This is a genomic window from Trinickia dinghuensis (assembly GCF_003367175.1).
In the GTDB taxonomy this organism is placed as follows: domain Bacteria; phylum Pseudomonadota; class Gammaproteobacteria; order Burkholderiales; family Burkholderiaceae; genus Trinickia; species Trinickia dinghuensis.
In genome coordinates, this window is record NZ_QRGA01000031.1 from 1 (window position 1) to 23,994 (window position 23,994).

A 23,994-nucleotide genomic window follows, 5' to 3' on the forward strand; every position below is an offset into this window, starting at 1 on the left:
GCGCAGGTGCTCGCCCTTGTGCAGGCGTGCGTTGTACAGGCTCCACAGTTCCGGGCGCTGGGCCTTCGGATCCCATTGGCCGAACTCGTCCCGGAACGAGAAGATGCGTTCCTTGGCGCGGGCCTTCTCTTCGTCGCGGCGCGCACCGCCGATCAGCGCCGTGTAGCCGTGCGCCTCGATCGTCTCGAGCAGCGTCACCGCTTGCGCCGCGTTGCGCGAATCGGTCTCGCGGCGCAGGCGCACCGTGCCGCGCTTGATCGAATCCTCGACGTGGCCCACGACCAGTTGCGCACCGATCTGCTCGGCGCGGCGATCGCGGAAATCGATCACCTCGGAATAGTTGTGGCCCGTGTCGATATGCACGAGCGGGAACGGCAGCGACGTGGCGCGCTTGGCGCCCAGGCCGAATGCTTTCAGCGCCAGATGCAGCACCACGACCGAATCCTTGCCGCCCGAGAACAGCAACGCCGGCTTACTGCACTCGGCCACGAGCTCGCGCAGGATGTGGATCGATTCGGCCTCGAGCCAGTCGAGGTGGTCCATGCGGGTCGCACTGACCGTGAGCGGGGTCTTCGCGGAGGGTTCGGCAATCGTGCTCATGTTTAACGGTTTCCTATCGTTTGTCCGTGGGCCGTGCACAGAGCGGGCCGTCACGACATTCGGATACTGCATATGCTGATGCTGCTTGACGCCGCGGCAGGCTCAGGCCGATGCCGGCGTGTCAGCCGCGCCCGGCGCGAACTGGATGGTCGACGTCACGTGCAACCCGCATTCCTTCGAGTCGCGCGATTCCCACCACCAGCGTCCCGCGCGGCTGTCCTCGCCGGGACGGACCGCGCGCGTGCAAGGCTCGCAGCCGATGCTCGGATAGCCGCGCGCATGCAGCGGATTGACGGGCACGTCGAACAGCTTGAGGTAGGCCCACACTTCGCCTTCGGTCCAATCCGCCAGCGGATTGTATTTCGCGATGTTTCGCGCCGCGTCGCGCTCCTCTTCATGGAGCTCGGTGCGCGTGACCGACTGCTCGCGGCGCTGGCCCGTTACCCAGGCATCGACACCGGCGAGCGCCCGGTTCAAAGGCTCGACCTTGCGAATCTCGCAGCAGCGCTTGCGCAATTCGACGCTTTCGTAGAACGCGTTGAGGCCATGCGTCTTCGCGTATTCGTCGACCGCTTCGGCTTGCGGATGAAACTGCTCGATCTCGTAGCCGTAACGCTCGCGAACACGATCGATCATGCCGAGCGTCTCCGCGTGCAAGCGGCCCGTATTGAGCGAAAAAATCCCAATCGGCGCCTGGCGCGACAAAATCGCATGCGTCAGCACCATATCCTCCGCCGCCAAGCTGCTCGCGAGCTTGATCCTTGCGTGGCGCTGCGCGATATCGTCGACGAACGCGTGCAGCCGCTCGATCTTCGCTTCGAACGCGGCATCGACGGGCGCGCTGGCCGGGGTCCGGTCCTGGCTCATGCGGACTGCTCCGATTCCAGCGCCGCGCGGCGACGGAACAGCGGCTGAGGCGTCTCGAACGAGCCCTGATACTTGACCGTGAACTCCTCGAACGCACGCAGCGCATCGTGGATGTCCTTGTCGGCCCGCACGGCGTAAGCATCGAAGCCGCAACGGAACATGAAGTTCAGCTGATCGCGCAGCACGTCGCCGATCGCGCGCAGCTCGCCGCGCCAGCCGTAGCGCTCCCGCAGCAAACGTGCCGTGCTGTAGCCGCGGCCGTCGCGGAATACCGGGAAATCGACGCCGATCAGCGAGATCTTGTCGAAATCGCCGGCCAGTTCGCCCGGTTCGTCGTCCGGTGCGAGCCACACGCCGAGATCGGCGGTGGTGCGCGTCGCGACGAGCGCGTCGCGCAAGGTTTTCCACAGCGCAAACGGAACGAGGACACGGCCTACCGGCAGCGCATCGAGCGCCGGCAGCGTGCCGTCCTCGGCCGCCCGCACGACCGTCCAGTCGTCACGCACCACGGAGCGATTCTTGATAATCGAAGTCATCTGCAAATATCCCTGTTCGCCCTGCGGTTACGCATGCGCCGGCTGGCGCGACGCGTAGACGCGTTCCTTGAACGGCGCAACGCCGATCCGGTTATAGGTATCGATGAAGCGCTCGCCGTTGATACGGTTCTCGACGAACGTATCGATCACCTTGCTCATGACGTCGGGCATTTCCTCCGCCGCGAACGACGGCCCGATCACGCGGCCGAGGCGGGCGCCCTCGCCCTGCTCGCCGCCGAGCGTCACCTGGTACCACTCGGACCCGTCCTTGTCGACGCCGAGGATGCCGATGTTGCCCACGTGGTGATGGCCGCACGAATTGATGCAACCCGAGATGTTCAGCGACAGGTCGCCCAGATCGTAGACATAGTCTAGATCGTCGAAGCGATCCTGGATGGCCTGCGCGATCGGCAGCGACTTCGCATTGGCGAGCGAGCAGAAATCGCCGCCCGGGCACGCGATGATGTCGGTCAGCAAACCGAGATTCGGGGTTGCGAAGCCTTGCTTCTTCGCTTCTTCCCAAACGGCGAACAGGTCGCGCTTGCGCACGTCGGCCAGAATCAGGTTCTGCTCATGGGACACGCGCACTTCGCCGAACGAATACTGGTCGGCCCAATCGGCCACCGCTTCCATCTGCTCGGCCGTCGCGTCGCCCGGCGCGCCCTTGGCCGGCTTCAACGAAAGCGTGACCGCGGCATAGCCCGGCACCCGGTGCGGGCGCATGTTGCGCTCGATCCAGCGCGCGAACGCACGGTTTTCGAGCAGGTGCTTTTCGAACGACGCATCGGTGTCCGACAGCTTTTCGTAAGTATGCGGCTCGAAATGGCGCGCGACGCGATCGAACTCGGCTTGCGTCAGCGTCGAGGGGCCATCCTTCAGGTGCTGCCATTCCGCTTCGACTTGCTCGGCAAACTTCGCCGGGCCGAGCGCCTTCACGAGGATCTTGATCCGCGCCTTGAACATGTTGTCGCGGCGGCCGAAACGGTTGTAGACGCGCAACACCGCCTCGCAGTAGGTCAGCAGATGCTGCCACGGCAGGTTTTCGCGAATGATCGAGCCGACGATCGGCGTACGGCCGAGGCCGCCGCCCGCGAGAATCGCGCAAACCACTTCGCCCGCTTCGTTCTTCGACAGGTAGACGCCCAGATCGTGGATCTTGACCGCAATGCGGTCTTCCTTCGACGAGCAGACAGCGATCTTGAACTTGCGCGGCAGCCAGCTGAATTCGGGATGGAACGTCGACCATTGGCGCAGAATCTCAGCCCAGGGACGCGGATCGACGATCTCGTCGGGGGCCACGCCGGCGAACTGGTCGGCCGTGATGTTGCGGATGTCGTTGCCCGACGTCTGGATGCCGTGCATCTGCACCGAGGCGAGGTCGGCCAGCAGATCGGGGGTCTCCTCGAGCTTGATCCAGTTGTACTGGATGTTCGTGCGCGTCGAGAAGTGTCCGTAGCCGCGGTCGTACTTGCGCGCGATGTGCGCGAGCATGCGCAGTTGATCGGTACGCAGGTTGCCGTACGGAATCGCGATGCGGTGCATGTAGGCGTGACGCTGCATGTAGAGACCGTTCTGCAGGCGCAGCGGGCGGAACTCGTCCTCGCTCAATTCGCCCGACAAGCGGCGGCGGACTTGGTCGCGGTATTGCGCGACGCGCTCGTCGACGATGGTCTGGTCGTACTGATCGTATTGATACATTCGGGACCCCAGGTTGTGTCGCGCCGCGTCCTGGTACGCGGCGCCCGAATCTCTATCGAGGCAGACGACAGGCCTTCGTTCAGACCGACCTGTCATTTGCTAATGACGAAAACAGCTATACATATTGAAAAACGTGCGTCGATCGTAATAAACTGGCCTTATATTTCAAACGACTAAAAAATTCTTTCCTTATGCCTATAGGGTTATAAATGAACCTGCACCAATTTAGGTTCGTGCGCGAGGCCGTCCGGCAGAACTTCAACCTGACCGAAGCCGCCAAGGCGCTGTATACGTCGCAGCCGGGCGTCTCGAAGGCCATCATCGAGCTGGAGGATGAGCTGGGGGTCGAGATCTTCACCCGTCACGGCAAGCGCGTGCGGTCGCTGACGGAGCCTGGGCGCATCATCCTGGCCTCGGTCGAGCGGATCCTGCAGGAGGTCGAGAGCCTGAAGCGCGTGGGCAAGGACTTCGCGGCGCAGGACCAGGGCAACCTCGTGATCGCCGCCACGCACACGCAGGCGCGCTACTCGCTGCCCAGCGCGATCGCCGAGTTCAAGAAGCGGTTTCCGAAGGTGCATCTGTCGATCCTGCAAGGCAGCCCCACCCAGGTGGCGGAGATGGTCATGCACGATCATGCGGACGTCGCCGTGGCAACCGAGGCGATTTCGTCATACAAGGAACTCGTCTCGCTGCCCTGCTTCCAGTGGCATCACGTGGCCATCATGCCGGCCGATCATCCGCTCTTGCAGCGCAAGCAGCTCTCGCTCGAGGATCTGGCGCAGTACCCGCTGATTACGTACGACAACGCGTTCGCCGGGCGCACGAAGATCAATCAGGCGTTTTCACTGCGGGGGCTCGCACCGGACATCGTGCTCGAGGCGATCGACGCGGACGTCATCAAGACCTATGTCGAACTGGGCTTGGGCGTAGGCATCATGGCCGACATCGCGTTCAATGCCGAGCGCGACCGCCATTTGCGCGCGATGCCGGTCGGGCACCTGTTCGGCAGCAACCTCACGCGCGTCGCGCTCAAGCAAGGCGCCTATCTGCGCAGCTATGTGTATACGCTCGTCGAGCTGCTTTCGCCGACGCTCAACCGCAAGCTGATCGAGCAGGCGCTGAAGGGCGAGCACGAGAACTACGAACTGTGAGGCGGAATCGGGCAGCCGCCGGGCGAACGCTTGCTCGGACGGAGGCTTCCCTTCGAGCCTTCGGGACTTTCAAGCCCAAGACTAAGTAACCTAAGTAGCGAACCCTAGGAGACCATGGCATGGCGTTGTCCGCCCCCTTCCGCCGCGCGCTTGCGCTCGCGTCGTTTGCATTCGTTTGCGCGGCGCAAGCCGTTCCGGCGCAGGCCGACGTCAAAGTTGGCGTCGATTTGTCGTCGACGGGTCCGGCCGCCGTCATCGGCATCACGAGCAAGAACGCGATGCTGATGTGGCCCAAGACGATCGCCGGGCAGCCGGCGCAGTACATCTTCCTCGACGACGGCTCCGATCCGGGCACGGCCGTGCGCAACATCAACAAGCTGATCCACGAAGATCATGTCGACGTGATCGTCGGCCCGAATGTCACGCCGGCCGCGTTGGCCGCGCTCGATCCGGTGGCCGCGTCGCATACGCCGATGATCACGCTGGTCGGCGCCGGCGTCGTGGTCGAGCCGCAGGCCGGCCCGCGCGTCTGGGCGTTCAAGATGGCGGCGAGCGACAGCGCGCTGGCCGACGTCATGACGCGCTACATGTCGAACCATGGCGTGAAGACGGTCGGCTTCATCGGGTTCGCCGACAGCTACGGCGACGGCTGGCTCAAGGAGTTTTCGACGTTCGCGAAGCTGCGCCACATCTCGATCGTCGCGACCGAGCGCTACAACCGCACCGATTCGAGCGTGACGGGACAAGTGCTCAAGCTGATGGAAGCCAAGCCCGATGCGATCCTCGTCGCCGGAGCGGGCACGCCGGCCGTGCTGCCGCAGCGCGAACTGGTCGAGCGCGGCTTCAAGGGGCCCATCTACCAAACGCACGGTATCGCGACGCCCGCGTTCATCAAGCTCGGCGGCAAGGATGTCGAAGGCACGCTGTTCCCGACGCAGCCCGCTATCGTCGCGCGCACGCTGCCGGCCGATCATCCGTCGAAGAAGGAGGCACTGGCCTTCGTCAACGCGTATGAAGCGAAGTACGGCGCGGGTACGGTGACGCAGTTCGCCGCCGACGCGGCCGGTGTTTATCCGCGGCTGAACGATGCGGTTGCGCGGGCGCTGAAGACGGCGCAGCCCGGCACGGAGGCGTTTCGCGTGGCGCTGCGCGGCGCGCTGGAGCAGGCGCACGAGATCGTCGTGCCGAACGGCGTCGTCAATACCAGCGCGAGCGATCACGTCGGGCTCGATCAGCGCGCGAGCGTGATGGGAACGATCAAGGGCGGGAAGTTCGTTTATCTGAGCCAGTAAGGAAGCCGCCGCGCGCAGGAAACGTCGCGGGCGGCGCGGCTTGTCAAGCGAGACGATTTCTGACACAATCTCGCTCTTCCGTTCGGAGCCCATTTGGCGCCGACGAATGCCCGGGTGGTGAAACAGGTAGACGCAGGGGACTCAAAATCCCCCGCCGCAAGGCGTGCCGGTTCGAGTCCGGCCCCGGGCACCAGGGATTAAAAAAGCCTCGCAAGATTTCGGTCTTGCGAGGCTTTTTGTTTGGGGCGGATCCCGCTGCAGTTAGGCTGCCACCAAGATACGCGGTGCGTGAGACAAGCTTGCGTTTTTGATTCACTAACTATACCCGTCCGGATATAGACAACTAGGTGGCATGCTGTGAGATGCACGCCAGGTCTCAAAAGCTGCACGACCCTATCTGGGATTTCGCCCGCCTCGTTAGAATCAAAGCACGCAGCGAGCAAGGAACCCGCGTAGCCGGTCGACTCCGTCCAGCAGTTTGGCGTCGGAGCTGACGGCATGGCACCAACGCAGCCATCCATCACCCTCGGGGCCGAAGGCCGAGCCGGGAGCGAGGCCGAGGCCTGCTTCGCTCACCAGCTTTTTGGCGAGGCCCAGGGAATCGTTGTGGCCGGCGATTCGGAAGAATACGTACATCGCGCCGCCGGCATCGGGTACCTCTACGCCCGGAAGCGTTGTCAGAGCGTGCGAGAGTAGCGTCCGCGTATGCGACAACATTTCTCTGAGACGCGTAACTTCGGGTTCGCCCTTCTGTAGGGCAATCGATGCCGCGCGCTGCACCGGCTCGAACATGCACGAGAAGTTGTACTCGATGAGTTTGGCGATGTCGGCCATGAGCTCATGCGGCGCCACCATCCAGCCCGCGCGCCAACCCGTCATGCACCAAGCCTTCGAGAAGCTGTTGACCGAGATGATGCGGTCGCCGTCTTCGTAGTGTTTCAGAAACGATGGGGCCGAGCGGCGACTCGGATCGTAGACCAGTCGCTCGTAAACATCGTCGCAGACGATCCAAATGCCATGCTTTCGGCAATGCTGAAGTATGACCGCGATGCTTTGCTCGTCGATGGTCCAACCCGTGGGGTTGTTCGGCGAATTGATGAGCAACGCCTTCGTTCCGGGCGTCAGCGCATTCAGAAGCTGATCGAGGTCGAGTGTCCATCTGCCGTCGCGGACGCTTAGCGGAACGCGCGCGACTTTAGCGCTGAGAATCTTGGGGATCTCGCAGACATTAGGCCACAGCGGTGTGATGGTGACGACACGGTCCCCGGCAGACAGCAACAGTTCGGACGCGATCAAAAGACCCGTAACACCGGAGCTGATCGCGGCGATACGCTCCGCGCCAATCGGCCGCCTGTGCAATTCCGAGAGGTAAGTAGCGATGCTTTCCCGCAGATAGGGACGTCCGAGGTTCTGAGAGTAAAAGGTCTCGCCTTCGCTGATCGCGCGTGCCGCCTCTTCGCGGATGAAGCTGGCGGTTGCCACATCGGATTCCCCGAACCAAAAAGGCAAGACATCGGTTCGGCCCATGCCGCTGTTGGCGACCTCGCGAATAAGAGAGCCGGCTAAGGCCTGGATTGAGGCTCTGGCTTCGACAGGGTGTATCGGGTTCTGAGTCATGGGCATCTCGAACGGTTCAGAAATCGCGGTAGCGCGATCCTAGTTCTAGGTGCTCTATGTTCTCATGCCGTGCGTCGGCGCTAACCGCAAAACGACGATCTCACCCCAGCAAAACCTTAATCCCCTCCCCCGCCGCCCGAGCGACCCCAACGAGCCGCGTCTCGGACATCCCCTCGCGCGCACTACCCGACAAACCGGACATCACCGTCGCGACATAGTCCCTAACGGCATCGGCCTTCTTCGGATGCGTCTTTGCCACATACACGCGAACCTGTTCACGCCTCCTCTCCGCAATCCGCCGCGCAAGCACCGCGCTCTCGCTTTCGTCGTTGCCTCGCGCCGCCTCGAGCACGAGGCAACCGGTCCGCTGCGGATCGTGCGCATAGCTTCGCGCCGCGCGTGCTAGCAGATCAGCCAGTGCATCCGCCGGATCACGATCCGCACGCAGGATATCGGCAAGCGCGAGTTCGGTACTCGCATACCGCTCCAGCACGCGCTCGAAGAACGCCGCCTTGCTGCCGAACGCCGCATAGAAGCTCGGCGGCTTGATACCCAGCGCATCCGTCAGCGCGCTCAGTCCAACCGCGTCGTAGCCCGCCGCATGGAACATGCGCTGCCCCATCTCCAGCGCCGCCTCCGGATCGAACGCACGCGGCCGGCCACGTCCGGCCTTCGTTCCCGCATTTAAATTAGTGCTCACTATAAAATTCCTTGCGTCACCGTTTATCGAAATATATAGTGCTCACTATATTAATTCAAGCGACCCCTCGAAAAGGACGAGATCCCCTTATGAGCAGCAGTCCCTTCACACCGTGGTCGACCACGCCCGCGCGCACCACCAAGCGCGGTCATTTCTGGGTACCGGGAGAACGCATCGCAATCGGCGAACGCACCTATCAACGCGGGCCGATGTACGTCGAATGGGAAGCGCCCGAGCACGTCACACGCCGTTGGCCAATCGTGCTGATGCACGGCGGCGGGTTTCAAGGCACGGAATGGTTCGACACACCGGACGGACGGCCAGGCTGGGCGCAGCGCCTAGTGGAGGCCGGCTATGCGGTGCTCGTCGTCGACCGGCCCGGACACGGACGCTCGCCCTATCACGTCGACACGATCGGCCCCATGGGTCCACCTTTCTCGTACGAAGGCGGCCGCCAAATCTACTTCCCCGGCGACGACGCGCGACATACGCAATGGCCGTTCGATGCCGCCGATGAACCCGCGATGGACGAGTTCATCGCGGGTTACGGCCCGCTGCCGGCCGACCTGGAAGCCTCGCAGACGATGGACGCGGACCGCACCGCGGCGCTGCTCGATCGGATCGGCCCGGCGATTTTGATCACACATTCGGCATCGGGACCGGACGGCTGGCTCGTGGCCGATCGACGTCCGCATCTGGTCAAGGCGATCGCGGCGATCGAGCCGATGGGACCGCCGTTCGCGACGATTCCGAACATCGGCCCGATGCGCTGGGGACCGACGGCCGCACCGCTGCGATTCGAGCCGCCGACGAACGATCCGGACGTACTGCGCCGCGCACAGCCCGGGGATTTCAGGCTGCCGTCGCTGGCCGGCTTGCCGATTCTGATCGTGACCGCGGAGGCCTCCGCATTCGCCGCGGCCAGTCCGCCGACCGCCGCATTTCTCAACGCATGTGGTGCGTCTGCCGAACTCCTGGAGCTAGCGGATCACGGCGTGCACGGCAACGGGCACGGGCTCATCTACGAGAAGAACTCCGACGAAGCGCTAGCGCCCGTGCTCGACTGGCTCACGCAGCACGCGCAAGCCACGAGCGACGCGCGCCAAGCCTGACTATCGCCAGCGACTCACTCCCCAAAGGAACACCCCATGGAAATAGGCATCATCGGTCTCGGCGCGATGGGACGCGCGATGGCGAGCAACCTAGTACGCGCAGGGCACAACGTGAAAGCGTGGAACCGCTCGGGCGGCTCGGTCGATGGCGTGGCGATCGTCGCTTCGCCCGTCGATGCGTTTCAGGGCGATATCGTGCTGACGATGCTGTCGGACGACGACGCGATCCGCTCCACGCTCATCGCGCCCGATGTACTGGCACACGCGAAACCCGGCCTCGTGCATGTCGTCACATCGACGATCTCCGTCGCGTTCGCTCGAGAACTCGTCGCGGCGCACGAGGCAGTAGGCATCGGCTACGTCTCCGCTCCCGTGCTCGGACGTCCCGACGTCGCGGCCAAGGGCGCACTCAACATCCTGGCGGCCGGCCTACCCGAAGCGGTGGACAAAATACGGCCAGCACTCGATGTCATCGGCGGACGTGTCTGGGACATGGGCACGAGCGCACCGACCGCGAACGCCGCGAAAATCGCTTGCAACATGATGATTTCGATGGCGATCGAGGCGATGGCAGAAGGGATCGTGCTGACCGAGGCGAACGGTTTGCCGCGCGAGCGCTTCTTCGATCTGATCTTGAACACGCTCTTCGGCAGCCGTTCGTACCAGGTCTACTCGGCTCAAATCGCGGATGGCAGCCACGATCCCGGTTTCAAGGCGACGCTAGGCTTGAAGGATTTGCGGCTCGCGTCCGAAGCCGCCGACGACGCGGGGCGCGCTTTGCCGATGCTCACCGCCGTCCATCGCCGGATGGCCGACGCGATCGAAGCAGGACTGGGCGAGCGAGATTGGTCGGCCATGGCGAAATTCACCATCGAAGGTGCGAACCCATAGGCCGCACTCACTCTTCAGAAAGCTCATGCCCAGCGGCCGGCCCAGACACCGGTCGCCGCCCCGTGCACGGCACGGCGATGCGCGACGCGAGCGCAGCAGGCAAACAATATCGCCGCCGCCAATGCCGCGAGATCGATAGCGGCCAGCGCCCAATCGTGTCGCGCGATCGAAAACGCTAGACCGTCACCGGTCAGCAAGGCGTCGGCAATCGCAATGCTCGCGGACATCAACGAGGCCACGGCCAGCAGATCACGGGCAGCGAAGATCGGCGTGCGCAACGTGGAATATCCAAGGCACACAGCCAGGGCGGCTCCGAAGCTTCGCGCGGCGCCGACCTCCGGCCAGCACAGCGCGCCGACAAACGCGGCCGCGATTCCCACGCATGTGCCGACGCACACCCCCACGGTCGCCCGCGCCACATTGCGCGCCGCGCGCGGCTGCATCGACGTATCGCGTTTGCGCCGCGCCTCGAGCCACATCAAATTTCCGGTCAGCACCATGGCCGCGCCGCATAGACCAAGCACGAAATAGATCCAGCGCAGCGTGAGCCCGCCATAGGTGCCGAAATGCAATCCGTAGATTGCGCTGCCGATCGCATGGTTCGCATCGCGCGCCCCGGGCGTCTGGTTGCCCATCACTGCGCCGGTGTTCAACCGCAATGCGATCGCACCTTGCGTCCCCAGCGCATTCGGAACATCGCCCCAAACTTCGACGAATCCGTCCGGCTTGCCATAGCCGACGAACGTGATCCATTTCGGATCGAGATCCGGCACACGGCGCCGCGCGGCGTCGAGAAGTTGCCCCGCCCGCAGCGGCGCTGCATGAGACGCCTCTTCGCGCGACGGCGCCGCGGCTTGCGCGACGGGCGACCGCATCGCCGGCAGCGCCGCCGACAGTTCGTGACCGAACGCCACGTTGAACACGAAGACGATCACCGTAGTGAGGCACATGAAGGCGCCGGTGATCGCGATCATCGCGTAGAACGGCAGCGCGAACAGTCCGAGTGCGTTGTGCGCATCCTGCCAAAAGCGCTTGCGATTCTTGCCGGGCCGCAACGCGAACAGGTCTTTCGTCAGCCGCGGCAGATGCACGATCAACCCGCTCACGAGCGCAAAGCCGAACGCGATCGACACCGCGCCCATCAGATACCGCCCGAACGGCGGCAACGCCAGCGCATAGTGCAGTCGGTCCAAGAACGCGGCCAGCCGCGGCGTGTCGTGCGAAACGAGCGCCGAAGCGCCCGAACCGTTCGCGGTGCGCCGGGAGAGGGCCACGTAATGCCAGCGACGACCCTCGAACCAGAACGCCGTCGGGTCCGGCATCGCCGCCGTCGGCCACATGATGCCGAGCCGCGATGCAGCTACCGGATGCGCCGCCAGCACCGCCGACGTCAGCCGATCGACATCGGCAATGGACGGCTGCACGTGGCGCGCCTGCGGACGCTCCCAACGGCTGATCGGATCTTGAAACATCGTCAGCGCGCCGCCGACGAACGCGACAAAGAGCGCGAGCCCGGCCACGATGCCCGTCCACGTGTGCAGCCAGTGATAGGCGCGAAGGACTTGTGCACGCATCGTCAACTCGCCATGCCAATGAATCTTGCCGCGAAGAACAGCGCGCTGGCCGCGGTGTACGCGCCCAACAGCACCGCAACGAACCGACGCCGCGACGAAACCGCCATCAGCCACGATGCAATGCCGATCCACATCGGAATCGCGAGCACCATCGCGCCGATCGCCGAATGACGCCAGCCGCCGGGCAGCAGCATCGCGAATCCGGCGCATAGCGCAATGGAAAGCGGCAACGTTGACGCGAGCGTGATCATGAAGCGATACGGCATGTGCTTCCTCCCGCGGTTGCTTTGCGCAGGCGCCGGGCCCCTTCGACAGAGAAAGGCACCACGCTGCAACATGCACCGATCGATACACACGCCGCGCACAGGCCCGGCAGCCAACCGAGTGCATCGATCCAGACTGCGGCCGACACCAGCGCGCAGACAGCCGCGAGCCATTGGGCACGACGACGGCCCGCTACCACCGCAAGGGCGGCTGCCGGCGACGCTCGCCATGCGAACATCGCCGAGCCGAGGCTACCGGCGAGCGCGATCCAACCGCTCATTGCACACACCTCGCAGCGAACAAATGTTCATATCCTGCCGTGCTTGTCATCCTCATGGCGTTTGCTCGCTTAGACCTCAGAAGTCGGTCGACAACGACAACATCACCGTGCGCGGGGCGCCCTGGGTCAGATAACCGCCCAGTGCCGAACTCCAGTAAGCGTGATTGGCGACGTTGAGCACCATCGCGCGAAGTTCCGTCTCATGGCCGAAGACTTTCCGCCGATAGCGTGCGCCGACATCGAAGCGCGTCCACGGTGCGATCGACAACTGGTTTGCCGCATCGAGATACTGCTTGCTCGTATAGGTCGCGCGCCCCATCAACGTCACGCCCTTCAGCTCCGGAATGTCCCACTCACCGTTTAGCGTGAACAGATAACGCGGCACACCGATTGGTTCGTTGCCGTCGTCGAGCCCGCCTTGCGTGCCACGCAATCTTGCATCGATCACGGTGCCGCCGGCGATCAGGCGAACGCCTTTAATCGGCTCGCCGTACACCGACGCTTCGATGCCGCGGTGACGTTGATCGCCATTCGTGCCATAGATGTTGGTCGTCGGATCGACATACGCCGAGGGCTGATCGATCTGATACATCGCGAACGACGCGCCATAGCGATTCGCGTCGTATTTGACGCCCGCCTCGACCTGCCGCGATCGATAGGGCGAGAGCACCTGATTCGCGTTGCGCGCCGTGTTGGGTGCCTGTCCGCCTTGCGACAGCGCCTCGGTCCGGTTCACGTAGAACGACACGTGTTGCCACGGTTTGACGACGAGCCCGAACACGGGCGTCGTCGCGGACTGATCGTAGATCGACGATACGGCCCCCGTGTAGCCGAAATCGTCGACATGCAGCTTCTGGTACCGAGCGCCCGCCGTCAACAGAACGCGGTCGTTCAGCAGACCAAGCGTGTCGGCGATCGCTGCGCTGCGCATCAGCGTCGTGCTGGTCAAACCCGGATTGGAGAGATTGCCGCCGGCAAACGCGGTGGCCGGCAGCGGCACCTGGGGCGTGTCGTAAAGGCTCGTCGGAAAGGTGCTCGACATGCTGTACGCGCTGTACGTATTCAGATGCGAAATCGACACGCCCGCACTGATCCGATGCGTGACCTGACCGGTCGCGAATCGGCCGCGCACGCCGGCCTCGCCCGCTACGCCGTCCGCTTTATACGGCACGCCGAGCCGGTAGCCGGTCGTGCTCGTGGGCGAAACGAACGTTGGCGACTCGTATTGACCGCCCTCGTTGTCGTGATGCACGCCCGCGCTCGCATAGGCTGTCCATCCCGGAAGGAAGTCGTATTCGGCACGCACCATGCCGATCGTGTCTTCGAGCGTGCTGTAGTTCCACGCTTGCGAGTAGTTGTAGCTCGGCGACGGAACGGCGGGAATCGAATTGCCGCCGACATAGACAACCGAGCGCCCATCGGTGATCCGTTCGCGCTGATAGATGAAATCGCCGTACAGACGCAGCTTGTCGCCGCGGTAATCGAGCGAGACGGAGGTCATCGCGTCACGCCGATGCTCGCCGTCGATCGACGTTTCGCCGCCGCCCACGGCCGAATTGACGCGAATGCCGAACTGATCGCGGCTGCCGAATCGGCGGCCGACGTCGACGTGCGTCCCGACTTCGCCCGACGCCGTTCCCGAAAACGTCACACGTGTGAGCGGCTTGTCGTCCGCACGCTTCAGCTGCAGATCGATGCCGCCACCCACGCCCGAACTCGAAGGCGGCACGCCCTCGACGAACGAGTTCGCCCCCTTGAAGACGTCGACCCGCTCCAGCGCCTCGGTCATCACGAGCTGGCGCGGCACGATGCCGTACAAGCCGTTGAGCGCGATGTCGTCGCCGTCGAGCGGAAAGCCCCGCACGATGAATTCTTGGGAGAAGTTGCCAAAGCCGAACGCGCTGCGCACGGCCGGGTCGTTGGCCACGACGTCGGCCAGCGTGCGCGCCTGCTGATCTTCGATCAGCTGCGACGTATAGCTCGTGACACTGAACGGCATGTCGAGGTTGTCCTGCTTGCCGAGCACGCCGTAATCGGCGCCGCGGGCGACTTGCCCGCCCGCGTAGGTCGGCGCGTAGTCGCCCGGCAGGGCTTCGGCTTTGCCCTTGACCGTGATCGCGGGCAGCGCACCGTCAGGCGAGGCGGAAGCGGGAGCGGCAGCAGTAGCCGCCGAAGACGTGGCGGCAACGGCTTGCGCCGCCGCTTGGCCGGCGGACATCGCGAGCACCGCGCCCGCGACGAAACCTGGAAGTAGGCGAAGCGCGAAGCAGCAAGACAAACCCCGATAGCGATCAGACATATTTTTAGTGAACGAAACGATGACGTTGGCGAAGCCGCCGCCCGTCGGTAGCGATTGATCTGACGAGCTCGAATGATAAATGCAAATGAGAAATATTTCTATTTAGATTTAGGAATGCGTTGAGCGTTGTGCCGAGGCATCGATTTGCCTCGAGCCGCGCCGGGCGAAAGCCACCTTCTCAGTGGCACACATGATTGACAATCTAAATGTTGTATAACAACATTAGCCGCATTTGCGTCGAGGCGCCGGCTGGTGCGGCAACGACCTCGATGCCCGACCTTCACGACTCGTCAAGGGCACGTCCCAACGAGCGGCAACGGAATAGCGATGACGAACGATAGCGGACCCATGCAGCCGCACCTTTTGGAGCCGCGCGACGCGCGGCGCTGCGCCGTCGGCGAGAGCCCCGTTTGGCGTGCGGGGCAAGGCGCGCTCTACTGGGTGGACATCCCCGCGCAGACGCTCGTGCGCTATGAGCTGTCGCGCGCGCGCCGCACTGAATGGCTGTTGACCGAACGCGTGGGCTGCGTCGCATTCGACCGGAACGGCACGGTGCTGGCCGCGCTGGAAACGGGATTGTTCGCGGTTAAGCTGCACGAACCTTCCGCCATCGATGCGAGCACCGAACATTCCGGCGCGCTTCGCGGCGAAGTGACGGTACGCCATCTCGCCACAGTCACGCACGAGGCGCAGCGGATGCGCTTCAACGACGGCCGCTGCGACCGCCAAGGCCGTTTTTGGGCGGGGACGATGGTGCAGGACGCAACGGCGCCCCACCCCGCCGGCAAGCTCTACCGCTACGATGCACAAGCAGGACTGTCCGCGCCGATCGTCGAAGGCCTATGCACGCAAAACGGCCTGGCCTGGTCGCCCGACGGACGCACGATGTACCTCTCCGATTCGCACGCGTCGAGCCGCCTCATCTGGGCATTCGACTACGACATCGATGACGGCGCGCCGACCAACCGCCGCGTCTTCGTCAACTTGCACGAGCACGCAGGGCGCCCCGACGGCGCGGCAGTGGATGCGGACGGGTGCTACTGGACCTGTGCGAACGATGCGGGCTTGCTGCTGCGCTTCACGCCGAGCGGCCGGCTCGATCGGAAGCTGGCGCTGCCGGCGTCGAAGCCCGCGATGTGCGCGTTCGGCGGACCGAACTTCGACACGCTGTTCGTCACGACCATCTGCCCCGATCCGGTCGGCGAGCACGACGGTTTCGTGTGGGCGTTGAACCCGGGCGTCCGCGGGCTGCCCGAGCCGGAGTTCGCCGGAACGCTGTAGCGGACATTGTTATGGCGCGAGCCGCTGCAAGCTCTGCAAGCGTGCCTCGATGTCCGCTCGACGGTCCCTCGGCCGACCGACGTGACTGACGAGTATCGATTGCCGACTACCCGGCATCGCACGAATAGGGCGCAATCGAGCGCCGCGCTATGATTGACGACATGCCGTGACTTACAATCGAGTCACACTCCTGACAACTCATCCCACACCGTCCCAAATGGCCGAGCAGAAGGCGCCGCGCATGCCGGCGCGGATTTACAGCGACATCCTCAACCGCATCATCGACGGCGAGTACAAGGAGGGGGAGCGTCTGCCGACCGAACACGCGCTGGCGGAGCGCTTTGCGACGTCGCGTCCGACCGTGCGCGAGGCGCTCGCGCAGCTGCGGGCCGACGGCATCATCGCGACGCGCCACGGTTCGGGCACGACCGTCGTGCGGCGTCCCGATCCGGACGTGCGCCGCTTCGCGCCGCTCGAGACGCTGTCGGACATTCGGCGATGCTACGAGTATCGCGTGGTGATCGAAGCAGGCGCGGCCGCGCTCGCCGCGGAGAAAGCGGAAGAAGAGGACGTCGCCGCGATTCGTCACGAGTGGGACAACCTGCAGACGATCGTGGAAACCTCCGGCATCGGCGCGAAGGACGACTTCGCGTTTCACATGGCCGTCGCGCGCGCGTCGAGGAATCAATTCTTCGTTGCCGCACTCTCGTCGATTCAAGAGCAGATGGTGTTCAGCATGAACCTGTCGCGCAACCTGTCGCTCGTCAAGTCGATCGAGCGGCAGCGGCTCGTCCAGCAAGAGCACTTCGAAGTGCTCGAGGCGATTCAGCAACGCGACCCGGCTCGCGCGACGCGCGCAATGCGCGATCACCTCGAACGCGCGCTGAGCCGAATGTTCGGCTCCTGAGTCGGGCGCGAACGCCTCCTAGGGAAAGCCCTGGGTCCACGTCAATTTGCTTGACAACTTTAGCTGTTTCGCTGACGATGTCTTACATGGTCGACGGCGCGGACGCGACAGGGTAAATGGCGGTACGCGCCAATGGCGGTACGCTCCCAGTTGGCTTCCCGCGTCTCGAGCGATCGGAATCGTCGTCCGGTCCAACCGGACGCACGCTCCCCAAGAGACACGACATGACGAAACTCTGCGCGAACCTCACGATGCTGTTCGGCGAGGTCGATTTCCTCGATCGCTTCGCCCAGGCGGTAAACGCCGGCTTCAAAGGCGTCGAATTCCTGTTCCCCTACGCGTACGACAAGCAGCAGCTTGCCGAGCAACTTGGCAAGCATGGCCTCGTGCAGGTGCTGCACAACCTGCCGGCCGGCGACTGGGCCGGCGGTGAACGCGGCATCGCGTGCCTGCCCGACCGCGTGGGCGAGTTCCAGGACGGCGTCGGCACCGCGATCGACTATGCGCGGGCACTCGGCTGCAAACAACTGAACGTGTTGGCCGGCATCGCCCCTGCCGGCGTCGCGCCGGAAACGATCCACGACACGTTCGTCTCGAACGTGAAGTTCGCGGCACAAGCGCTGGCCGGCGCCGGCATCCGCTTGTTGATCGAGCCGATCAATACGTATGACATCCCCGGCTTTCACGTAAACCGCACGCGGCAGGCGCTCGATGTGATCGAAGCGAGCGGGAGCGAGAACGTGTTCGTGCAATACGACATCTATCACGCCCAACGCATGGAAGGCGAACTCGCGGCGACGATCGAAAAGCATTTGCCGAAGATCGCTCACATGCAACTGGCGGACAACCCCGGCCGCCACGAGCCGGGTACGGGCGAAATCAACTACCCGTTCCTCTTCGCCCATCTCGAGAAGATCGGCTACGACGGCTGGATCGGCTGCGAATACAAGCCGGCCTCCACGACGGCCGCCGGGCTCGGCTGGGCCGAGCGCTATCTCTAACTCCATTTCTACTGACTGGGCGCGCGAGCGTTCATCCGAGGACTGACATGAGCAAAGTCGGATTTATCGGCTTGGGCATCATGGGCGCGCCCATGGCCCTCAATCTTCTGAAAGGCGGGCACGCGTTGTTCGCGCATACGCGCCGGACCGTGCCCGGCGAACTGACGGCAGCCGGCGCGGCCGCATGCGACAGCGCGAAGGCCGTGGCACAGGCAGCCGACATCGTCATCACGATGCTGCCCGACACGCCTAACGTCGACGAAGTCCTCTTCGGCGAAAACGGCGTCGCCGCGGGCCTCACGCCGGGCAAGCTCGTGATCGACATGAGCTCGATCTCCCCGCTCGCGACACGCGGGTTCGCCCAGCGCATCAACGCACTCGGCTGCGATTATCTCGACGCCCCCGTATCGGGCGGCGAAGTCGGCGCGAAAGCCGCCACGCTGACGATCATGGTGGGCGGCCCGCAAGCAGCATTCGAGCGTGCCAAGCCGCTCTTCGAACTGATGGGCCGCAACATCACGCTCGTCGGCGGCAACGGCGACGGCCAGACCGCCAAGGTCGCGAATCAGATCATCGTTGCGCTGACGATCGAGGCGGTCGGCGAGGCACTGTTGTTTGCCGCGAAGGCCGGCGCCGATCCGGCCAAAGTGCGCGAGGCGCTGATGGGCGGGTTCGCTTCGTCGCGCGTGCTCGAAGTGCACGGCGAACGGATGATCAAGCGCACGTTCGATCCGGGTTTCCGCATCGAGCTGCATCAAAAGGATCTGAACCTCGCGCTCGACACCGCGCGTGCGCTCGGGATGGCCCTGCCCAACACCGCGAGCACGCAGCAGCTGTTCAGCGCGTGCGCGGCTCAAGGCGGCCAAGGCTGGGACCATTCCGCGATCGTGCGCGCGCTCGAACTGATGGCGAACTTCTCGACCGACGCGGCGGCGAAGGCATAAGCACTCGGCCCGCCGCAGCAAGCCCAGCGCCATCGGCGCGCGGCGGGCAAGACGCACTAGCACGACGTACTAGACGGATAAGGCGCAGTCAGGAGACAAGCAATGCAACATCGTCCGATCAAAGGGTTGCGGTGGTGGATCGTCGGGCTCGTCATGCTCGGCATGATCTTCAACTATCTGGCCCGCAGCTCCTTGGCCATCGCCGCGCCGACGCTCATCGAGAAGCTGCACCTCACCACCGCCCAGTACTCGTATATCGTTACCGCGTTCCAGGCGGCCTACGCGCTCGCGCAGCCGGTGGCGGGTTTCGTCATCGACCTCGTCGGCCTGAAGATCGGCTTCGCGATCTTCGCTTTCGCCTGGGCCGTCGCGAACATGCTGCACGGCCTCGCGATGAGCTGGCCCGCGCTCGCCACGTTCCGCGCGATGCTGGGCGTCAGCGAAGCCGCCATCTTTCCGGCGGGCATGAAGACGATCAGCCAATGGTTTCCGGCCAAGGAGCGCTCGATCGCGGCCGGCTGGCTCAATACCGGCACCTCGCTCGGCGCCATGCTCGCGCCCCCGCTCGTCGTGTTCTGCATCGTCAAATACGACTGGCAAATGGCGTTCGTCATCACGGGCGGCACCGCGTTGCTCTGGGTCGCGCTGTGGCTCGTCTTTTTCCGTTCGCCCGAGGGGCACCCCAATCTGAGCGGTACGGAGTTGGCTTATATCCGCGAAGGCCAAAGCAATAACGCCAAGGAAAGCGCCGGCGCGCGTCCCTCCTGGCGCGCGATCATGCGCACACGCCGCTTCTGGGGCATCGGTATCGCGCGCATGCTGGCCGAGCCCGCCTGGCAAACGTTCGGCGCCTGGATTCCGCTCTACATGGTGACCGTGCGTCACATGAACCTGAAAGAAATTGCGCTGTTCGCCTGGCTGCCGTTCCTCGCGGCCGATCTCGGCAGCCTCGTCGGCGGCTACCTCGCACCGTTCTTCATGCGCCGCTTCAAGGTTTCGCTCGTCACCTCGCGCAAGCTCGTGATCGTCACCGGCGCGGTGTTGATGATCGGCCCCGGCTGTGTCGGCCTCGCCGCGAGCCCGTATGCCGCCATCGCGCTGTTCTGCGTCGGCACCTTCGCGCATCAAGCGCTGTCGGGCGCCCTGTTCACGCTAGCCTCCGATGTCTTCGGCCAGCACGAAGTCGCGACCGCGACCGGCCTGTCCGGGATGCTCGGCTACTTCGGCGCGACGATCTTCTCGCTCGTCGTCGGCGCGCTCGCCAGCACGGTCGGCTACAACCCGCTGTTCGCCTGCCTGGCATTGTTCGACATCATCGGAGCCGTCGTCGCGTGGAAGCTGATCGCGCCGAGCCCGACCTCCGGCTCGAACGCGAACCTCGAACCGCTGGAGCTGGATACGCGCGGCGCACTGAGTTCTTGAGCCGCGCAAGCCCCTATTTGAAGTCCCTTTCGCAAGGATTTGTATCGTGAAGAAAGTTGCATTGACCGGCGCGGCCGGCCAACTCGGCCGCGTATTGCGCAAAGCGTTGCTCGAGCGCGGCACGAACTTGAGATCGGCGGCCGGCACCAAGCCGCTCGAGCCGCTCGTCGACGGCGAAGACGTCATGCATGGCGACCTGCGCGAACCCGCCGTCGTCGACCGGCTGCTGTCGGGCGTGGACGTACTGATTCATATGGCCGGCACGAGCGTCGAACGGCCGCTGCCGGAGATCATCGAGAACAACCTGCGCGCGCTCGTCGAAGTGTACGAAGGCGCGCGGCGCCATGGCGTGAAGCGCATCGTCTTCGCCAGCTCGAATCACGCGATCGGGATGCATTCGGTCGAATCGAAGCTCGGCCTCGACTGCGATTTTCGTCCCGACGGTTTCTACGGCCTCAGCAAGATGTGGGGTGAAGGCCTGGCACGCCTCTACTGGGACAAGCATGGGATCGAAAGCGTCTGCATCCGCATCGGCAGCTGCATCGAAAAGCCGACCGACTTCCGCCACTTGAGCACGTGGCTCGGTTTCGACGATCTAATGCAACTGATCGATCGCTCGATCAACGCCCCCGATATCGGCTTCGAAGTCGTCTGGGGCGTGTCGGCGAACACGCGCAGCTATTGGGACAACGCGGGCGCCGCCCGCCTCGGCTACGAGCCGCGCCAGAATGCCGAAGACTACGCGGCGGACATCGTCGGCAAGCCGAATCCGATCGATGCCACCGGGCAGCACTATCAAGGCGGCAGCTTCGCGAGCTACGATTACTCGCGCACGAACCCGAGCCCTCAATCGCGCTGAGCGCGCATCGTTCGACGTCACCGGGACACCATCATGAAACTGCCCGAGAATCGTTTCAAGCGCGCACTCGCGGCGCGCGAATCACAGATCGGCCTTTGGTCGAGTCTTGCCAGCCATACGTCGGTCGAGCTGCTGGCCGGCGCCGGCTTCGATTGGCTCTTGCTCGACATGGAGCACGCGCCGAACGAATTGCCGATGGTGCATGGCCAGCTCCAGGCGATGGCCGGTTCGAAAACGCATCCGATCGTGCGGCCGCCGTGGAACGAGATGGTGACGATCAAGCGTCTGCTCGATATCGGCGCGCAGACGCTGTTGATCCCCTATGTCGAAACCGAGGCGCAGGCGAAAGAGGCCGTCGCATTCACGCGTTATCCGCCCGAAGGGGTACGCGGCTATGCATCGGGCGCGCGGGCATCCGGCTATGGCCGTGTCGCCGATTACGCGAAGACGTGCGCGAGCGAACTGTGCGTGCTCGTGCAGGTGGAGAGCCGCCTCGGGCTCGAGAACCTCGAGCGCATCGCTGCCGTGGACGGCATCGACGGGGTCTTCATCGGCCCCGGCGATCTGGCCGCCGCGCTCGGCCATGTCGGCGAGCCCGGCCATCCCGAAGTCCAAGCGGTGATCGAAGATACGATTCGCCGCATCGTCGCGACGGGCAAGCCCGCCGGCATTCTGACGCCGAACGAAACGTTCGCGCGCCGCTATATCGAACTAGGCTGCCTCTTCACAGCGGTGGGCTCCGACATCGGCCTCCTCGGCCGCGGTGCCGAGCAGCTCGCCGCACGTTTCAAAGCCGATCGCCCATAGAGGCGGATACAACTGCCGGCGGGCGATCCCGCCGGCGGTGAAAGCGGCGCCCGGCGCCGTTCCCCCGCCTCCCCTTTCCCCTATTCGACGTGAAACACGGCGACGGCGTCGAGCAGCATCGCCGCCTGCTCCTCCAGCGATTTCGCCGCGGCGGCGGCCTGCTCAACGAGCGCGACGTTGTTCTGCGTGACGCCGTCGATCTGGCCAATCGCGCCGTTGACCTGCTCGATGCCCGCGCGCTGTTCGCTCGCCGCCGCTTCGATCTCGATCATGATCTGCGTCACGCGCTCGACCGCGCTCATCGCCTCGCTCATCGTCCCGCCCGCCACGGCGACGAGCGCCGCGCCCTCTTCGATCTGGGTCGACGACTGGCCGAGCAGCTCCTTGATCTCCTTCGCGGCCGTCGCGGCGCGCTGCGCGAGCGAGCGCACCTCCGAAGCAACTACAGCGAAGCCTCGGCCCTGCTCGCCGGCGCGAGCCGCTTCGACGGCCGCGTTCAACGACAAGATGTTCGTCTGAAACGCGATGCCTTCGATCATGCCGGTGATGTCCGTCACCTTGCGTGACGACGCCGTGATACCGTTCATCGTCTCGACCACGCGCCCCACCACCTCGCTGCCGCGCGTCACCGTGTCAAGCGCGCCGCGTGCAAGCGAGTTGGCTTCCTTGGCATGATCGGCGTTGTACTTGACCGTGGACGAGAGCGTCTCGATCGTCGCCGCCGTTTGCTGAAGCGATGCGGCCTGCTGCGCGGTGCGCTCCGACAAATCGCGGTTGCCCGCGGCGATTTCCTTGACACCGTCCGCAATGACGCCAGCCCCGCCGCGCACGGCCGACACCGTCGTTGCTAGCCCATCGCGCATCTGCCGAAGCGCGCCGAGCAGCTGCCCCATCTCGTTGCGCGAACCCTGCGCGATCGATCCGGTGAGATCGCCGGCCGCGATCCGCCCGAAGTGGCCGATCGCGCGATCGATCGGTCTGACGAGCGCGCGCGTGAGCAGCATGCGGGTCGCGAACGAAAGCAGGATCGCGGCCGCGCCGATTCCCGCGAACAGCAGCACCGACGTCTTGAAACGTCGCGTCAACGCGTCGGCGTTGTTGCGCTGCGCATCCGACTGGAGCGTTTCGAGCGCGCCGATGGCCTTTGCGTAAGCGCGGTAGCTGCGATCGGCGATATCGCCTTGAATCGTGCGAAACGTCGTGAAATCGCCGTCGACGAGCGCCTTGTATTCGGGCTCGATCGCCTGCTTCACGAGCGCGGCGCGCGCATCGGCCACGCTGGCGGCGAGCGAGCGCTCGGCTTCCCCAGCGGAAGGATGCGCCGCGTAGGCATCGAAGTCGCGATTCGACTCGGTCAGCAGACGCTTCGCTTCATCGAGCAAGCCGTCCGTCGGTTTGCCGACGTGGAACAATATCTCGAAGTTGGACAGCGTGAGCCGCGCCTGCAGCAGCTTTTCCGAACTGGCATTGAGCGATTCGAGCGCGGTCGAGGCGCGCTGCGCTTGCGTGAACCCGTCCATCGCATGGGCAAGCGTGTCGTAGCCGATCCCGATCACCGTCATCAACAAAGCGGCGAAGACGCAGACCGTTGCCGTGAGGCCCGCACGGATCTTGATGTTGTCGAGCATGTGGTCTCCTGAATCTTCTGATTCGTTCTGCTTCGTTCTTGTCCGCCGCGTATGTAGGCGGGGTACATCTAAAAAAAAGGCCCGCGCGAGCGGGCCCAATCGATGAGAATTTGACGGTGGCCTCTCGCTTGCGGTCAGAAGACCGGATGCGAGTTGATGATGCTCGGCAACCAGGTCGAGAAGTACGGGAAGTACGTCACGATGTTGATCGCGCTGAAGATGGCGAGGTAATACGGCCAGGCGATCTTCGTCGTCTCGCCGATC

General features: G+C 64.3%; 21 protein-coding genes and 1 tRNA gene. 12 read left to right on the forward strand and 10 right to left on the reverse strand.

All coding sequences use genetic code 11. The annotated features are described in order from the left end of the window. From cysD to DWV00_RS32945, 4 genes are all read right to left on the reverse strand, one after another. On the reverse strand, nt 1–600 hold a 600-nt coding region (gene cysD, locus DWV00_RS32930), incomplete at its 3' end, for a sulfate adenylyltransferase subunit CysD (RefSeq protein WP_115537810.1). Between the two features lie 102 nt (nt 601–702). Beyond that, nucleotides 703–1,467: a phosphoadenylyl-sulfate reductase gene (locus DWV00_RS32935; protein WP_115537811.1), complete on the reverse strand. Its 765-nt coding sequence runs from the start codon at nt 1,465–1,467 to the stop codon at nt 703–705. Beyond that, nucleotides 1,464–2,003: a DUF934 domain-containing protein gene (locus DWV00_RS32940; RefSeq protein WP_115537812.1), complete on the reverse strand. Its 540-nt coding sequence runs from the start codon at nt 2,001–2,003 to the stop codon at nt 1,464–1,466. The genes DWV00_RS32935 and DWV00_RS32940 overlap by 4 nt, the downstream gene beginning before the upstream one ends. A 27-nt stretch (nt 2,004–2,030) precedes the next feature. Next, on the reverse strand, nt 2,031–3,701 hold the full coding sequence (locus tag DWV00_RS32945; RefSeq protein WP_115537813.1) for a nitrite/sulfite reductase: 1,671 nt from the start codon (nt 3,699–3,701) through the stop codon (nt 2,031–2,033). A 209-nt stretch (nt 3,702–3,910) separates the two neighbouring features. On the opposite strand from DWV00_RS32945, the gene DWV00_RS32950 reads away from it, so the two are divergent. The 3 genes from DWV00_RS32950 to DWV00_RS32960 all read left to right on the forward strand — a co-directional run bounded on the left by DWV00_RS32950 (nt 3,911) and on the right by DWV00_RS32960 (nt 6,337). Further along, complete coding sequence (locus DWV00_RS32950) at nt 3,911–4,852, forward strand: CysB family HTH-type transcriptional regulator (RefSeq protein WP_115537814.1); 942 nt, start codon at nt 3,911–3,913, stop codon at nt 4,850–4,852. Nucleotides 4,853–4,971: 119 nt separating this feature from the next. Continuing rightward, nucleotides 4,972–6,144, forward strand: coding sequence for an ABC transporter substrate-binding protein (locus DWV00_RS32955; protein WP_115537815.1), 1,173 nt, complete (start codon nt 4,972–4,974; stop codon nt 6,142–6,144). 108 nt (nt 6,145–6,252) lie between these two features. After that, nucleotides 6,253–6,337, forward strand: a tRNA-Leu gene (locus tag DWV00_RS32960). A gap of 230 nt (nt 6,338–6,567) precedes the next feature. Here DWV00_RS32960 and DWV00_RS32965 read toward each other — a convergent pair. Together DWV00_RS32965 and DWV00_RS32970 are read right to left on the reverse strand one after the other, a co-directional pair. Next, nucleotides 6,568–7,761 carry a pyridoxal phosphate-dependent aminotransferase gene (locus tag DWV00_RS32965; RefSeq protein WP_245965140.1) on the reverse strand — a complete coding sequence of 398 codons (1,194 nt, stop codon included), beginning with the start codon at nt 7,759–7,761 and terminating at the stop codon, nt 6,568–6,570. A gap of 100 nt (nt 7,762–7,861) precedes the next feature. Then, nucleotides 7,862–8,461, reverse strand: coding sequence for a TetR/AcrR family transcriptional regulator (locus DWV00_RS32970; protein ID WP_245965141.1), 600 nt, complete (start codon nt 8,459–8,461; stop codon nt 7,862–7,864). Between the two features lie 89 nt (nt 8,462–8,550). Between DWV00_RS32970 and DWV00_RS32975 the strand changes: the two genes are divergently transcribed. After that, nucleotides 8,551–9,573, forward strand: coding sequence for an alpha/beta hydrolase (locus DWV00_RS32975; RefSeq protein WP_115537818.1), 1,023 nt, complete (start codon nt 8,551–8,553; stop codon nt 9,571–9,573). Nucleotides 9,574–9,609: 36 nt separating this feature from the next. Further along, nucleotides 9,610–10,464: an NAD(P)-dependent oxidoreductase gene (locus DWV00_RS32980; protein ID WP_115537819.1), complete on the forward strand. Its 855-nt coding sequence runs from the start codon at nt 9,610–9,612 to the stop codon at nt 10,462–10,464. Between the two features lie 23 nt (nt 10,465–10,487). On the opposite strand, the gene DWV00_RS32985 is transcribed toward DWV00_RS32980, so the two are convergent. The 3 genes from DWV00_RS32985 to DWV00_RS32990 all read right to left on the reverse strand — a co-directional run bounded on the left by DWV00_RS32985 (nt 10,488) and on the right by DWV00_RS32990 (nt 14,800). Beyond that, entirely contained in the window at nt 10,488–12,038 is a 1,551-nt protein-coding gene (locus DWV00_RS32985) for a PepSY-associated TM helix domain-containing protein (protein ID WP_181885662.1), read from the reverse strand. A 2-nt stretch (nt 12,039–12,040) separates the two neighbouring features. Beyond that, a complete protein-coding gene (locus DWV00_RS34275; protein WP_181885663.1) occupies nt 12,041–12,304 on the reverse strand; it encodes a hypothetical protein in 264 nt (87 codons plus the stop codon). A gap of 354 nt (nt 12,305–12,658) precedes the next feature. Continuing rightward, a complete protein-coding gene (locus DWV00_RS32990) occupies nt 12,659–14,800 on the reverse strand; it encodes a TonB-dependent receptor (protein WP_115537828.1) in 2,142 nt (713 codons plus the stop codon). A gap of 429 nt (nt 14,801–15,229) precedes the next feature. On the opposite strand from DWV00_RS32990, the gene DWV00_RS32995 reads away from it, so the two are divergent. The 7 genes from DWV00_RS32995 to DWV00_RS33025 all read left to right on the forward strand — a co-directional run bounded on the left by DWV00_RS32995 (nt 15,230) and on the right by DWV00_RS33025 (nt 22,102). After that, a complete protein-coding gene (locus DWV00_RS32995) occupies nt 15,230–16,162 on the forward strand; it encodes an SMP-30/gluconolactonase/LRE family protein (protein ID WP_115537829.1) in 933 nt (310 codons plus the stop codon). Between the two features lie 241 nt (nt 16,163–16,403). Further along, entirely contained in the window at nt 16,404–17,069 is a 666-nt protein-coding gene (locus tag DWV00_RS33000) for a FadR/GntR family transcriptional regulator (RefSeq protein ID WP_425452888.1), read from the forward strand. Between the two features lie 224 nt (nt 17,070–17,293). Next, a complete protein-coding gene (gene hyi / locus DWV00_RS33005; RefSeq protein WP_115537822.1) occupies nt 17,294–18,070 on the forward strand; it encodes a hydroxypyruvate isomerase in 777 nt (258 codons plus the stop codon). A 47-nt stretch (nt 18,071–18,117) separates the two neighbouring features. Continuing rightward, nucleotides 18,118–19,014 carry a 2-hydroxy-3-oxopropionate reductase gene (gene glxR, locus DWV00_RS33010; RefSeq protein WP_115537823.1) on the forward strand — a complete coding sequence of 299 codons (897 nt, stop codon included), beginning with the start codon at nt 18,118–18,120 and terminating at the stop codon, nt 19,012–19,014. A gap of 102 nt (nt 19,015–19,116) precedes the next feature. Next, on the forward strand, nt 19,117–20,436 hold the full coding sequence (locus DWV00_RS33015) for an MFS transporter (protein ID WP_115537824.1): 1,320 nt from the start codon (nt 19,117–19,119) through the stop codon (nt 20,434–20,436). A gap of 46 nt (nt 20,437–20,482) precedes the next feature. Then, nucleotides 20,483–21,295 (forward strand): NAD-dependent epimerase/dehydratase family protein, encoded by an 813-nt coding sequence (locus DWV00_RS33020; protein ID WP_115537825.1) that lies wholly within the window; start codon nt 20,483–20,485, stop codon nt 21,293–21,295. 33 nt (nt 21,296–21,328) lie between these two features. Next, entirely contained in the window at nt 21,329–22,102 is a 774-nt protein-coding gene (locus DWV00_RS33025; RefSeq protein WP_115537826.1) for an aldolase/citrate lyase family protein, read from the forward strand. A gap of 80 nt (nt 22,103–22,182) precedes the next feature. Here the strand turns inward: DWV00_RS33025 and DWV00_RS33030 are convergent, their stop codons facing one another. Beyond that, a complete protein-coding gene (locus DWV00_RS33030; RefSeq protein WP_115537827.1) occupies nt 22,183–23,730 on the reverse strand; it encodes a methyl-accepting chemotaxis protein in 1,548 nt (515 codons plus the stop codon). Between the last annotated feature and the right edge of the window lie 264 nt (nt 23,731–23,994).

Bases quoted from the DNA above. Each gene is read 5' to 3' on its own strand.
- DWV00_RS32935 (WP_115537811.1), bottom strand. From the start codon at position 1,467: ATGAGCCAGGACCGGACCCCGGCCAGCGCGCCCGTCGATGCCGCGTTC.
- DWV00_RS32940 (WP_115537812.1), bottom strand. From the start codon at position 2,003: ATGACTTCGATTATCAAGAATCGCTCCGTGGTGCGTGACGACTGGACG.
- DWV00_RS32945 (WP_115537813.1), bottom strand. From the start codon at position 3,701: ATGTATCAATACGATCAGTACGACCAGACCATCGTCGACGAGCGCGTC.
- DWV00_RS32950 (WP_115537814.1), top strand. From the start codon at position 3,911: ATGAACCTGCACCAATTTAGGTTCGTGCGCGAGGCCGTCCGGCAGAAC.
- DWV00_RS32955 (WP_115537815.1), top strand. From the start codon at position 4,972: ATGGCGTTGTCCGCCCCCTTCCGCCGCGCGCTTGCGCTCGCGTCGTTT.
- DWV00_RS32965 (WP_245965140.1), bottom strand. From the start codon at position 7,761: ATGACTCAGAACCCGATACACCCTGTCGAAGCCAGAGCCTCAATCCAG.
- DWV00_RS32975 (WP_115537818.1), top strand. From the start codon at position 8,551: ATGAGCAGCAGTCCCTTCACACCGTGGTCGACCACGCCCGCGCGCACC.
- DWV00_RS32980 (WP_115537819.1), top strand. From the start codon at position 9,610: ATGGAAATAGGCATCATCGGTCTCGGCGCGATGGGACGCGCGATGGCG.
- DWV00_RS32985 (WP_181885662.1), bottom strand. From the start codon at position 12,038: ATGCGTGCACAAGTCCTTCGCGCCTATCACTGGCTGCACACGTGGACG.
- DWV00_RS34275 (WP_181885663.1), bottom strand. From the start codon at position 12,304: ATGCCGTATCGCTTCATGATCACGCTCGCGTCAACGTTGCCGCTTTCC.
- DWV00_RS32990 (WP_115537828.1), bottom strand. From the start codon at position 14,800: ATGTCCGCCGGCCAAGCGGCGGCGCAAGCCGTTGCCGCCACGTCTTCG.
- DWV00_RS32995 (WP_115537829.1), top strand. From the start codon at position 15,230: ATGCAGCCGCACCTTTTGGAGCCGCGCGACGCGCGGCGCTGCGCCGTC.
- DWV00_RS33000 (WP_425452888.1), top strand. From the start codon at position 16,404: ATGCCGGCGCGGATTTACAGCGACATCCTCAACCGCATCATCGACGGC.
- hyi (WP_115537822.1), top strand. From the start codon at position 17,294: ATGACGAAACTCTGCGCGAACCTCACGATGCTGTTCGGCGAGGTCGAT.
- glxR (WP_115537823.1), top strand. From the start codon at position 18,118: ATGAGCAAAGTCGGATTTATCGGCTTGGGCATCATGGGCGCGCCCATG.
- DWV00_RS33015 (WP_115537824.1), top strand. From the start codon at position 19,117: ATGCAACATCGTCCGATCAAAGGGTTGCGGTGGTGGATCGTCGGGCTC.
- DWV00_RS33025 (WP_115537826.1), top strand. From the start codon at position 21,329: ATGAAACTGCCCGAGAATCGTTTCAAGCGCGCACTCGCGGCGCGCGAA.
- DWV00_RS33030 (WP_115537827.1), bottom strand. From the start codon at position 23,730: ATGCTCGACAACATCAAGATCCGTGCGGGCCTCACGGCAACGGTCTGC.